Origin of the sequence: Acidisphaera sp. L21 (genome assembly GCF_009765685.1) — a bacterium.
Lineage (GTDB): Bacteria > Pseudomonadota > Alphaproteobacteria > Acetobacterales > Acetobacteraceae > LMUY01.
The window spans coordinates 20,153-31,609 of sequence record NZ_LMUY01000075.1 but is presented as its reverse complement, the minus strand read 5'-3'; the positions used below and the strand labels follow the sequence as shown (position 1 = coordinate 31,609).

Genomic DNA, 11,457 nt, shown 5'->3' with positions numbered 1-11,457 from the left:
CACGCTATGGGGCCTCCGACTGCCGATCTGCCAGGGGTTCGACCAATATGCCAACGTCCGCCCGACGCGCATCCTACCCGGCGTTACCTCCCCGCTGCGCAACGCCGGGCCGGGCGATCTGGACTGGCTGATCGTGCGGGAGAATAGCGAGGGCGAGTATGCCGGGCATGGTGGCCGCGCCCATCGCGGCCTGCCGGAGGAAGTAGCCACCGAGGTCGCGATCTTCACCCGCGTGGGCGTGGAGCGGATCATGCGGTTTGCCTTCCAATCCGCTCAGGCGCGCCCGCGCAAGCACCTGACGGTAGTGACCAAATCCAACGCACAACGCTACGGCATGGTGTTCTGGGATGAAATCGCTGCCCTGGTCGCCGCCGATTTTCCGGACGTGACCTGGGACAAGGAACTGGTCGACGCGATGACGATGCGCATGGTGAACAAGCCGCGCACGATCGATACGGTCGTCGCCACCAACCTGCATGCGGATATCCTGAGCGATCTCGCGGCCGCGCTGGCGGGCTCTCTGGGCATCGCGCCAACCGGGAACGTGGACCCGCAGCGCCGCTATCCCTCGATGTTCGAGCCGATCCATGGCTCGGCGTTCGACATCACCGGCAAGGGCATCGCCAACCCGGTCGCCAGCTTCTGGACGGCGGCGATGATGCTGGAGCACCTGGGCGAGCCCCAGGCAGCGACGCGGCTGATGGCGGCGGTGGAGCAGGTGTGCGCCACCGGGTTGCTGACGCCCGACCTGGGCGGCAAGGCGACCACCGTGGAGGTGACGCGCGCCGTGTGTGAAGCGATCCGGGGCGCCAATACGTGATGCGGCAGGCCGGACCCGCCGACCTGGCTCTGGTAGAAGCGATCAACCTCGCCGCCTATGTTGACTACCTGCCGCTGCTGGGCGGCCTGCCACTGCCCGCGAACGAAGACTACATACCGCGCATTGCGGCCGGCCAGGTTTGGCTACTCGGCGAGGACGCCACGCTGGTGATCGAACGACATTCGAATCACGCGCTCATCTTCAGCGTCGCGGTGCGGCCCGAGAAACATGGCGCCGGGCTGGGTCGGAGGTTGCTGGATATGGCGGAGCGGCTGGCGTCATCCTGGGGCATGGCGGAGATCCGCCTATACACTCACCAATTGATGACAAAAAATCAGGCGATCTATGCCAAGCGGGGGTATCGTGAAACGGGTCGCCGCCCGCATCCGCGGATGGAGGGATTCTTCATCGTGGACATGGCGAAACCGATCGTCCCTCCCGAGGCCGAGTTGCGGCGCCTGCTGAACGTGATGGCACGGCTGCGCGCTGGAGATGGATGCCCTTGGGACAAGGTGCAGGATTTTGACAGCATCGCGCCCTACACCATTGAAGAAGCCTACGAAGTAGCCGACGCCATCGCACGGCGCGACTGGGGCGACCTGCCCGACGAATTGGGCGATCTGCTGTTCCAGGTCGTCTACCATGCGCGGATGGCGGAGGAGGAAGGCCGTTTCGCCTTCGCCGACATCGCCCGCGGCATCGCCGACAAGATGATCCGCCGCCATCCGCATGTGTTTGACGGCAAGGACCTGGCGCCGGGCGCCTGGGAAGCCGGCAAATCCGCCGAACGGGCAGCACGCAAGCAGGGTGGTGCGCTGGCGGGAGTGCCTGTCGCCCTGCCCGCGCTGACCCGTGCCGCAAAACTGACGTCACGCGCCGCCCGGGTAGGATTCGATTGGCCGGATGCTGGCGCCGTGTTGGATAAGTTGGCGGAGGAGACCGCGGAGTTGCGCGCCGAATTGCCCGGCGCTGACCCGGCCAGGCTGCAGGATGAGGTCGGCGATATGCTGTTCGTCCTGGCAAACCTCGCGCGCAAGTTGAACCTGAACCCGGAAACGTGCCTCCAGGCCGCGAACGCCAAGTTCACCCGGCGGTTCGAGGGCGTGGAGGCGATGCTGGCAGCCCAAGGCCAAACGCCCGAGGAAGCCGGGCTGACCGCGATGGAAGCGGCTTGGCAGGCCGTCAAGAAGCAGGAAAATCAATGACCGAGCGCCGCTACATCACCGTTGACGTGTTCACCGACCAAGCATTTGGCGGCAACCCCCTGGCCGTCGTGCTGGACGCATTGGGGCTGGACGATGCTCTCATGCTGTCGATCACGCGGGAGTTTGGGTATTCCGAAACCACGTTCGTTTTGCCGCCGAAGGATCCGGCGCACACCGCGCATGTTCGCATCTTCACCCCCGGCGGTGAGTTGCCGTTCGCCGGGCACCCGAATGTCGGCACCGCGTTCGTGCTCGCGACCGAGGGCAATGGCGCGCCACGCGTGCTGTTCGAAGAAGCGGCTGGCCTGGTGCCGGTGGAAATCCTGCGCGAAGGCGGCAAGGTCGTCGGTGCCGAACTGACCGCGCCGCAACCGCTACAGCGGCTGCAGATGGTTCCCATTGCGCTGGCAGCGTCGTGCCTGTCGCTTGCAGCGACGGAGATCGTCACCGACACGCACGAACCGGTCTTCGCCACCGTTGGCACACCATTTCTGCTGGTGGAGGTCGCGTCGCGCGAAGTGCTGCGCCGGGCAAAGCCCGATGTTGCAGCCTATGCCGAGGCGAAGGCGCGCGGCATCTATCTCTACACGCATGATGGTGGAAATGGGTTCGATCTGCATGCCCGCATGTTCGCCCCGCTCGGCGGCATCGGGGAAGACCCAGCGACCGGCAGCGCTACCGTCACCACCGCCGCGTTGTTGGGCGACCTAGGGCCGGACGGTGAGAGAGTTTTGCGCATCGAACAGGGTCGCGACATGGGCCGGCCGAGCACCCTGCTGACCCGGACCATCAAACAGGGCAGCGTGGTGACTAGCGCCCATGTTGGTGGAAGCTGCGTGAAGATGATGCAGGGACTGCTGCACATCTGATTTGGGCTAGCCAAACCACATATATATCCGTTAATCTGGATATATGGATCTTGACGACACGATCGCTGTCATGGCCGCCCTTGCACAACGCACGCGGCTGGAAACAGTGCGGTTGCTCGTGCGGCACGAGCCGGATGGCCTGGCGGCTGGTGACATCGCGCGCGAATTGGCGGTGCCGCAGAACACCATGTCCGCCCATCTCGCCATCCTGGCGCGCGCCGGGCTGGTGGTGGCGCAGCGCAATAGCAGATCGATCGTCTACCGGGTGGAACTCGGTCGAATGCGAGACATGATGGTCTTCCTGGTCAGCGATTGCTGCGCCGGCCGCGCCGAACTCTGCGCGCCGCTGGTTGACGCGCTCACCCCCTGCTGCTGACCGGAGACGCTCATGGACGTCATCATCTACCACAACCCCGCCTGTGGCACGTCGCGCACGGCGCTGGGGCTGATCCGCGAGTCGGGGATCGAGCCGCATGTCGTTGAATACCTTAGAACTCCGCCCACCCGGGTCTTGTTGGTGCACTTGCTGGCGCGCTCACAGATGACGGTGCGTGATCTGCTGCGGGAAAAGGGCACGCCATATGGGGAGTTGGGGTTGGGCGATCCCTCCATACCCGATGCGGCATTGCTGGACGCGATGATGGCGCACCCGATCCTGATCAACCGGCCGCTCGTCGTCTCGCCGCTCGGGGTAAAGTTGTGCCGGCCGGCGGCTCTGGTGCGCGATATCCTCCCGCCAGTGGTGGGCTGAGATGGATCTGGTCCTACCCAACATCGTAGACGCCCGTTTCCAAACCCCTGGGCCGCAGCCGACTGGATCATCCACTCATAAGCCACGGATTTTGCTGCTCTATGGATCGCTGCGCGAACGCTCCTACAGCCATCTGCTGACGCTGGAGGCGGACCGAATCTTGCAGCGCCTGGGGGCGGAGACACGGATCTTCCACCCGCACGACCTGCCGATCGTCGACTCCGTGCCGCCCGATCATCCTCAGGTCTTGGCACTGCGTGATGCGTCGCTATGGTCGGAAGGTCAGGTTTGGTGCAGCCCGGAACGGCACGGCGCTATCACCGCCGTGTTCAAGAATCAGATCGATTGGCTTCCGCTGGAGCAACAGGGTGTGCGACCAACTCAAGGCCGAACACTTGCGGTGATGCAAGTATCCGGCGGGTCGCAATCGTTCAACGCCGTCAACCAACTCCGCATCCTGGGCCGGTGGATGCGGATGATCACGATCCCCAATCAGTCTTCCATTCCCAAGGCCTATGACGAGTTCGATGCAGCCGGGCGGATGCGGCCGTCGCCGCTGTATGACCGGGTGGTAGACGTGATGGAGGAGTTGGTGAAGTTCACCCTGCTCACCCGCGACCATACCGAACATTTCACCAGCCGCTACAGCGAGCGCAAGGCGGCAGGCGGCTAGCCCGGCGCGAACAATGTCGCCGAAATCGCGTCGAAACTGGCGCGGTCCGGCGTGCAGATCAGCCCGCCATCGGTGTCGCTGGCTGCCAAGGGTGAGCCGTCGAAATGGGCGGAGAAGCCACCGGCTTCCTGGTGCAGCAACCAGCCGGGAAGATGATCCCAGGGCATCAGGCGGTTGAACACCAGATACTCGCAATGCCCGGCGGCCAACATGCGGTATTCGTGGGCGGCGCAGCGGTAGTCACATACACCGCCTAGCCCGACCATATTGCGCACAACCGTGCCCCGCAGCGGCTCCTTCATGAAGCGCCAGGATACGCAGCCGGCCATCTTGTTCGGCGGCACCGGGTCGGCAACGAACAGCCGCACCGGCTCGCTGCCGGGCATCACCATCCAGGCCCCACCACCGCGCACCGCCAGGGCGGTGTCATCGCCCACTGGGTCGTGAATGGCGCCGGCGACCACATGGCCGTTCACCACGGCCGCAGCCATCACCCCAAACAGTGGCAGGCCGGCGACGTAGTTGGACGTGCCATCGATCGGGTCGACGACAAAGGCGAGTTCGGCACTGCCGAGCCGGGCGACCAACGTGGGGTCGGCGGCGCAGGCCTCCTCGCCCACCACCAGGCAGCCAGGGAACATACGGTGCAGGCCGCTGACGATGAAGGCCTCCGCCGCCTCATCCGCCTCGGTCACCAGATCGGACGGGCTGGATTTCTCCCGCACCATGCCGGGCGCCAATTTGCGAAACCTGGGCATGATCTCCGCCCGCGCCGCCGCACGCAGCAACTGCACGACCTCGCCCCAATTGGTGTCGTCGATTGTCATGACCGATGCTCGAACCGGGCGCGGTCGGCGGGCAGCAGCCGCACGCGCACGTGGACCCACTCGTCGCCATCCGCGCGCTCCAGTACTTCGCCATGCTGATACAGCCAGGCGATGCTTGCGCCGTCATCGGGGGCGATGTCGTACTCGGCCTGCTCCATCCCCGCGGCGATCCGGGCGTCGATCGCAGCCAGCAGGGCGGGCACGCCCTCCCCGGTGACTGCGGAGATCGGCACGGCATCGCCCCGAGGCGGCACGTTGGCGACGCCACCCAGCAGGTCGGCCTTGTTCAGAACCTCGATCGTGCGGCTGCGCCAATCCATGTCGATGGTGCCCTCCTTCTCCATACCTTCCAACACGGCGATCACGTCGATGCGTTGGGCGGTGGTGTCCGGGTGGGCGACGTCGCGCACGTGCAGGATCACGTCTGCCTCCGCGACTTCCTCCAGTGTTGCGCGAAAGGCGGCGACAAGTTCGGTCGGCAACTCACTGATAAAGCCCACCGTGTCCGACAGGATTGCCCGGCGGCCCGAGGCGAGACGCAGGCCGCGCATCGTGGGGTCGAGCGTGGCGAAGAGCTGGTCCTGGGCGTGGACCGTTGCCCCCGTCAGTTCATTGAACAGGGTGGATTTACCAGCGTTTGTGTAGCCGACCAACGCCACGACGGGGAACGGCACCCGGGTTCGGGCGCTGCGATGCAGGCCGCGAGTACGCCGCACCTGCTCCAGATCCTTCTTCAGCCGAACGATTCGGTCGGTTATCAGCCGCCGATCCGCCTCGATCTGCGTCTCACCGGGGCCACCGAGGAAGCCGAACCCGCCGCGTTGCCGTTCCAAGTGGGTCCAGGACCGGACGAGCCGACTGCGCTGGTAGTCCAGATGGGCAAGTTCGACCTGCAGCGAGCCTTCACGGGTTCGCGCGCGCTCTCCGAAGATATCCAGGATCAGCCCGGTGCGGTCGATGACCTTGCAGCCCCAGTCACGCTCCAGATTGCGTTGCTGCACCGGCGATAGTGCGGCGTCGACGATCGCGACCGTCACCTCTTCCGCGCGCATGGCGTCGCCCTGCATGGCAACCTGCCCCTCGCCCAACAGGCTGGAGGATCGGCGGGTGCGCAAAGGCAGGATCGCGGTGTGAACGACCACAAGGCCGATGGAAGCAGCAAGCCCGACCGCTTCCGCGAGCCGGGCCTCTGCCGCGCGATGGGCGTCGGCCCGTTCTGGCCGCTCCCATGGTAGGATAACGGCCGCCCGCGTTGGGCGGGCCGTGACGTCAGATGGTTGCGTCGGCAGGCATCATCTCCCGCGCCATGGCGGTGGAGGTGGGAGCCCCTGCCTCGGCCTTGGTCGCATCGAATAGCTGGATCGGAGCGCCTGGCATCACGGTGCTGATCGCGTGCTTGTAGACAAGCTGGGTGTGCCCGTCGCGGCGCAGAAGCACTGAGAAGTTGTCGAACCAGGTAATGATGCCCTGCAGCTTGACGCCATTCACCAGGAACACGGTGACCGGGGCCTTGCTCTTGCGCACATGGTTCAGGAACACGTCCTGAACATTCTGTGACTTTTCAGTGGCCATAATGCCATTCCTTGTATTGTTGTTGTTTTAGTCCAGTCTAAGCGTTTTGACACCGAACCGGGCACGCAGGTCCCGGTCGCGCAATCCGAATTTAGTCATATTGCACCGCAACGCAAGTATCACATTTGTTAATTTAGGCCCGGATATTCGAGCCACCTTTCGCGTGTTGCGCGAATAACTCAAATAAGCGACGTGTGATCGGCCCCACCTTGCCATCTCCGACCGGTGCGCCGTCGATCTTTGTGATCGGTTTGACGAAAGATGTGGCGCTGGTGAGGAAGACCTCCTGTGCTGAACGCAGTTCCGCTTCGGTAACCGCCCGCTCCTCGCTTGCGATTCCAGCATCCGCCATCTGCTCCAGCAGGGAGGCGCGAGTGCAGCCCGGCAGGATGGCGTGGCTGAGTTCGCGTGTACGCAACACCCCGTTGGCGTCGACGACCCATACGGTGGTGGACGAGCCCTCGCTGACCGCGCCGTCGCGGTCGATGAGGATCGCCTCATAGGCTCCGGCCTCCCGCGCGGCTTGCTTGGCCAGCACATTCGGCAGCAGGGCCGTGGATTTGATATCGCAACGGGCCCAGCGCAGATCCGGGACGGAGATGGCGGACCCGGCGAAGGCCTCCGCGCTTTTCGGATAGGGCGGCGTGCGGCGGCAGGTGATGACCATGGCGGCTGGCACCGGCCTGGCGGGAAAGGCGTGGTCGCGCCGCGCAACCCCGCGGGTGACCTGCATGTAGATCAACCCGTCGCGCAGGCGGTTGCGCTCGGTCACTTCGCGGATGACCCGCAGCATGGCGGCGCGGCCCATTGGCGGCGTGATGCGGATCTCGCCAAGCGAGCGCTCCAACCGCTTCATGTGCAGGTCCTCGTCCAGGAACCGGCCGTCCTTCATGTAAAGGACCTCGTAGACGCCATCCGCCAACTGGTAGCCCCGGTCCTCCACGTTCACGCTGGCCTCGGACTGGGGCAGGTACTGGCCGTTGACGTATGCGATTCGGCTCATGCGACAGCGACTCCGACTGTGGATGGCTATGTAGGCCCGGCGTTGGGTGATCGTGAAGCCGGCTAGATCGCCTGCCCGGCATCCAGCATCGCCAGCAGCGAATCGGCGCGGGTGCGAATTTGCGCCAGGCGTTCTGGCGGCATTCGTTCCATGTTGCGCAGGGGCATCGCCATTCGGATGTTGCCGCCAAGGCGGGCGGCGTGGCGGGCGATGAAATCCCAATACAACGCGTTGAACGGACACCCGCGCTCACCGGCCGCATCCTTCACGTCGTAATGACAGGACCCGCAATAGTCGCTCATTCGGTTGATGTAGGCGCCGGAGGCAGCGTACGGCTTCGAGCCCATGATGCCGCCATCGGCGAACAGCGCCATGCCGCGGGTGTTGGGCATCTCCACCCACTCATAGGCGTCGGCATAGACGATGAGATACCACTCATCGACCTCCACCGGGTCCAGCCCGGCCAGTAGGGCGAAATTCCCGGTGATCATCAGGCGTTGGATGTGGTGGGCGTAGGCGTGCTCCCTGGTGTCGCTAATGGCTTGGTGGAGGCAGTTCATCCTGGTGCTCGCATCCCAGTAGAACTGCGGCAGCTTACGCGTTGCTTCCAATGCGTTGAGTTGGCCATATTCGGGCATACGCAGCCAGTAGATGCCACGCACGAACTCCCGCCAGCCGAGAATCTGGCGGATGAACCCTTCGGCGCCGTTCAATGCGACGGTGCCGGCTCGGAAGGCCGCCTCCGCTGCCGTAATCACCTCGATGGGCGTGAGCAGACCGCAGTTGATGGACGTCGATACCAGCGCGTGAAACAGCGTGGGCTCGCCAGTTTTCATGGCGTCCTGCCAGTCGCCGAATTGCGGCAGGCGATGGGTTATGAAGTCGGCCATCGCCTTATGGGCATCTGCTGCGGTGACCGGCAGGGAAAAGCCGTCGCAAGTGCCGAAATGATCGCCGAATCGCGCTCTCACCATTGCAATGATCTCGGTCGTGATCGTGTCGGGCGGAAAGGCTGGCGGGGCTGGCGCGTGCACCTCCTTGGGCAGCCGCTTGCGGTTCTCGGCGTCGAAGTTCCAGCGGCCTTCCACTGGGCCATCGCCATCCATCAGCACGCCGTGGCGGCGACGCATCTCGCGATAAAAAAACTCCATCCGAAAATTGTTCTTGCCACGCGCCCAGGTGCGGAAGTCCCTGATGCTGCACAAGAACCGCGTGTCGGGCCGGATGTCGACCTCCAGCCCGGTCAGGTCGTGCCAGTCCTCCATGTCCTTGGCCAACCGCCATTCGCCGCATTCCGTAATGACGATTTGGCGGGGATGAATTCGGGCGACGGCGCGGACCAACTCGCCGCGCAGCGAGTGGGTGTTGGCCGGGTCGTCCAGCGTGATGTACTCGACGGTAACGCCGCGGGCACGCAACGCCCGGGCGAAGTGGCGCATCGCGGACAGCACCAACACGATCTTGGTCTGGTGATGCCGGACATAGGTGCATTCCGCCCGCACCTCCGCCATCAGCACTGTGTCGATGGCCGGGTCCAAGTCTGCCAAGGCGGATAGGGTGGCGCTGCATTGGTCGCCCAATACGACGCGAAGCGTGCCCTGCGGCTTCGATTGGCGCTTTGTCATCCGTCCCACATGGCGTTGTTTCCTCCGGGCCCCGCATTTGGCAGCGGTGGCGGTGGCGACAAGGCGTTCGGGGCGTGCCATCATCCGGTCCGTACATGCGCCAGCTCCTCCTCCTGCGACACGCCAAGTCATCCTGGGACGATCCGCAACTGTCGGATCACGCCCGGCCGATCAACATGCGCGGCAAGCACGCGGCAAGTGCGATGGCAGCCGAAATCAAGCGATTGGGCCTGACTCCCGAGCTTATTTTGGTATCCTCTGCGCGCCGCACGCTGCAGACGCTGGCTGCGCTGGACCCTTGGGCCATGCCGCCCCGGATCGAGCCGATGGACGCGCTATACCTCGCCCCCAAGGGCGATCTGCTGGATGCGCTGCGGCACATCCCTGCCTCGACGCGCTGCGTGCTGCTGGTCGGGCACAACCCCGGCCTGCACGAATTGGCACTGATGCTGGCTGGCGCGCACGCCGCAACCACCGACAAACACGTCCAGCGCCTGGCGGGCGGCTACCCATCCGGCGCCCTGTCCGAGTTCTCGGTCGCCGTTCCCTGGCGTGAGCTGGGCGAAACTGGAGCGCGTCTGACACGGTTCCTGGTGCCGAGCGACCTGACGGAAGTCGCCGTCTAGGATCATGCCGGCCCTCGAATTTTGCCTTGCATCATCCGATCTACCGCGCCTGCTGCGGGAAAGCGGCGTGGGCCGCCGCAGCGGCCGCGGTGGCAGCATCGAATGGATCTGGCACGATACCGCCGAGGGCGAGTTGGCCGCAGACCAGGTGAGCCTTTGCCAGACCAAGACAATGTGGCGACTGGAACAGATGTGCCCGCGCACCGGGCAGATCTGGTCCCCCGCCACGCCGGCACCGCTGTTGCGCGAGGCGGCTGACCCCGCGGCATTCGCCCCCCTGACTAGCCCGCTGATGCCGATCGCCGGATTTCGTGGCGAACGCCGAGTGATCCAATTGACGCCGGACGAGCCGGCTACGCTGACCATCCTCAACGGCGCCCTACGCGGGGTGGCGCAGGAGCGCCCGGTCTGCCGTGTCATCGCCGAAGGGCCGGCGGCGGTGCTCCAGGCGCTGAGCACGAAATGGGCGCAGACGGTGGCCATCAACGTCCCGATGGCTTCCCTCGCGGCGGAGGCAGTGGCGCTTGCGCGGGGTGTGCCCCCGCTAGCCCGGCGCAGTGGCGGGCCGCAAGTGCCGGCGGGGATGATCCTGTCCGACGCGATCGCACTGGTGATCGGCCATCTGACCGACGCGGCGCTGGCGGAGGTGGCCGGCGCTGCAGCCGGGGTTTCGGCCGAGCCGGTGCACGCGATGCGCGTCGCGATCCGGCGGCTGCGATCGGCGCTGTCGATATTTCGCCGGGTTGCCGATGCGCCGGAGGTGACGGCGATCAAGGATCCACTCCGCGCTTTGGCACAAACCCTGGGTGCGGCACGCGATTGGGATGTGTTCCTGGAAGGGACGGGCCACCAGATCGCCGCCGCCATGCCGGGCGAGACGCGGATCACCGCCCTGCTGGCCGCCGCTGCGAAACGGCGGGACGCGGCCTATGCGGCCCTGCGCAAGGAATTTGCCTCGGCCGAGTTTCGGCAGCTTGTCGTAGGTCTTGTCCAACTCGCGGCCCTGCGCCCCTGGATGCAGATCGCGGATGAGGATCGGGCGGCCAAACTGGAGGATGACGCCGCTGCCTTCGCCGCCAACACGCTGACGCGGCGTCACGACCACATGCTCAGCGCCGGTGCCGATATCCGCGAACTGCCGATCGAGGCACTGCACGAGATCCGCAAGGAAGGTAAACGGCTGCGCTACACGGCCGAGTTCTTCGCACCTCTGTATGGAGAGCGGAAAACCAAGCGGTTCCTGCGACGGGTCTCCGACCTGCAGGAAGTGTTGGGCCACCTGAACGATGGCGGTGCGGTGGCCGGGCTGATGCAAGCGCTGCGCGGTGGGCCGGACCGGCAGTTTGCCACCGGCGCCGTGCAGGGCTTCGCCGCCGCCCATGCGGCCGATGCGCGTGATGACATTGCCGAGAGTTGGAAACGGCTTCGACTCGCCCGACCATTCTGGTAATGAATTTGGCGCGCCAACGCCGCCATGCTTGCAAGT

13 protein-coding genes and 1 pseudogene are annotated in these 11,457 nt (G+C 65.2%); 9 read left to right on the top strand and 5 right to left on the bottom strand.

Going from position 1 to position 11,457, the window contains the following annotated elements:
- From GSQ76_RS14935 to arsH, 7 genes and pseudogenes are all read left to right on the top strand, one after another.
- The coding region (locus GSQ76_RS14935) for an isocitrate/isopropylmalate family dehydrogenase (RefSeq protein WP_254070419.1) at positions 1-820 on the top strand (820 nt) is incomplete at its 5' end.
- Positions 820-1,233, top strand: a pseudogene (locus GSQ76_RS31825) (GNAT family N-acetyltransferase); the annotation flags it as partial. The gene GSQ76_RS14935 and the pseudogene GSQ76_RS31825, both read left to right, overlap by 1 nt.
- Positions 1,234-1,236: 3 nt before the next feature.
- On the top strand, positions 1,237-2,025 hold the full coding sequence (gene mazG / locus GSQ76_RS14930; RefSeq protein ID WP_174247358.1) for a nucleoside triphosphate pyrophosphohydrolase: 789 nt from the start codon (positions 1,237-1,239) through the stop codon (positions 2,023-2,025).
- Complete coding sequence (locus tag GSQ76_RS14925; RefSeq protein ID WP_158744706.1) at positions 2,022-2,894, top strand: PhzF family phenazine biosynthesis protein; 873 nt, start codon at positions 2,022-2,024, stop codon at positions 2,892-2,894. Before mazG ends, GSQ76_RS14925 begins: the two co-directional genes overlap by 4 nt.
- A 43-nt stretch (positions 2,895-2,937) precedes the next feature.
- A complete protein-coding gene (locus GSQ76_RS14920; RefSeq protein ID WP_158744705.1) occupies positions 2,938-3,270 on the top strand; it encodes a helix-turn-helix transcriptional regulator in 333 nt (110 codons plus the stop codon).
- 12 nt (positions 3,271-3,282) lie between these two features.
- Complete coding sequence (arsC, locus tag GSQ76_RS14915; protein ID WP_158744704.1) at positions 3,283-3,645, top strand: arsenate reductase (glutaredoxin); 363 nt, start codon at positions 3,283-3,285, stop codon at positions 3,643-3,645.
- A 1-nt stretch (position 3,646) separates the two neighbouring features.
- A complete protein-coding gene (arsH, locus tag GSQ76_RS14910) occupies positions 3,647-4,318 on the top strand; it encodes an arsenical resistance protein ArsH (protein ID WP_158744703.1) in 672 nt (223 codons plus the stop codon).
- On the opposite strand, the gene GSQ76_RS14905 is transcribed toward arsH, so the two are convergent.
- The 5 genes from GSQ76_RS14905 to GSQ76_RS14885 all read right to left on the bottom strand — a co-directional run bounded on the left by GSQ76_RS14905 (position 4,315) and on the right by GSQ76_RS14885 (position 9,345).
- The gene (locus GSQ76_RS14905) at positions 4,315-5,145 is read right to left on the bottom strand and encodes an inositol monophosphatase family protein (protein WP_158744702.1); all 831 of its coding nucleotides are present in this window, start codon (positions 5,143-5,145) and stop codon (positions 4,315-4,317) included. The two genes, arsH and GSQ76_RS14905, sit on opposite strands and share 4 nt — an antisense overlap.
- Positions 5,142-6,434, bottom strand: coding sequence for a GTPase HflX (gene hflX / locus GSQ76_RS14900; RefSeq protein ID WP_158744843.1), 1,293 nt, complete (start codon positions 6,432-6,434; stop codon positions 5,142-5,144). Before hflX ends, GSQ76_RS14905 begins: the two co-directional genes overlap by 4 nt.
- Positions 6,415-6,717, bottom strand: a complete 303-nt coding sequence (gene hfq / locus GSQ76_RS14895; protein WP_158744701.1) for an RNA chaperone Hfq — start codon at positions 6,715-6,717, stop codon at positions 6,415-6,417. The genes hflX and hfq overlap by 20 nt, the downstream gene beginning before the upstream one ends.
- 133 nt (positions 6,718-6,850) lie before the next feature.
- Positions 6,851-7,720: a D-amino-acid transaminase gene (locus tag GSQ76_RS14890; RefSeq protein WP_158744700.1), complete on the bottom strand. Its 870-nt coding sequence runs from the start codon at positions 7,718-7,720 to the stop codon at positions 6,851-6,853.
- A gap of 62 nt (positions 7,721-7,782) precedes the next feature.
- Positions 7,783-9,345 (bottom strand): cryptochrome/photolyase family protein, encoded by a 1,563-nt coding sequence (locus GSQ76_RS14885; protein WP_158744699.1) that lies wholly within the window; start codon positions 9,343-9,345, stop codon positions 7,783-7,785.
- A 74-nt stretch (positions 9,346-9,419) separates the two neighbouring features.
- On the opposite strand from GSQ76_RS14885, the gene GSQ76_RS14880 reads away from it, so the two are divergent.
- Positions 9,420-9,971, top strand: coding sequence for a histidine phosphatase family protein (locus tag GSQ76_RS14880; RefSeq protein WP_254070418.1), 552 nt, complete (start codon positions 9,420-9,422; stop codon positions 9,969-9,971).
- A 4-nt stretch (positions 9,972-9,975) separates the two neighbouring features.
- A complete protein-coding gene (locus GSQ76_RS14875; protein ID WP_158744698.1) occupies positions 9,976-11,421 on the top strand; it encodes a CHAD domain-containing protein in 1,446 nt (481 codons plus the stop codon).
- Positions 11,422-11,457: the final 36 nt, after the last annotated feature.

Coding starts and splice junctions, on each gene's coding strand:
- mazG (WP_174247358.1), top strand. CDS start 1,237: ATGGCGAAACCGATCGTCCCTCCCGAGGCCGAGTTGCGGCGCCTGCTG.
- GSQ76_RS14925 (WP_158744706.1), top strand. CDS start 2,022: ATGACCGAGCGCCGCTACATCACCGTTGACGTGTTCACCGACCAAGCA.
- GSQ76_RS14920 (WP_158744705.1), top strand. CDS start 2,938: ATGGATCTTGACGACACGATCGCTGTCATGGCCGCCCTTGCACAACGC.
- arsC (WP_158744704.1), top strand. CDS start 3,283: ATGGACGTCATCATCTACCACAACCCCGCCTGTGGCACGTCGCGCACG.
- arsH (WP_158744703.1), top strand. CDS start 3,647: ATGGATCTGGTCCTACCCAACATCGTAGACGCCCGTTTCCAAACCCCT.
- GSQ76_RS14905 (WP_158744702.1), bottom strand. CDS start 5,145: ATGACAATCGACGACACCAATTGGGGCGAGGTCGTGCAGTTGCTGCGT.
- hfq (WP_158744701.1), bottom strand. CDS start 6,717: ATGGCCACTGAAAAGTCACAGAATGTTCAGGACGTGTTCCTGAACCAT.
- GSQ76_RS14890 (WP_158744700.1), bottom strand. CDS start 7,720: ATGAGCCGAATCGCATACGTCAACGGCCAGTACCTGCCCCAGTCCGAG.
- GSQ76_RS14885 (WP_158744699.1), bottom strand. CDS start 9,345: ATGACAAAGCGCCAATCGAAGCCGCAGGGCACGCTTCGCGTCGTATTG.
- GSQ76_RS14875 (WP_158744698.1), top strand. CDS start 9,976: ATGCCGGCCCTCGAATTTTGCCTTGCATCATCCGATCTACCGCGCCTG.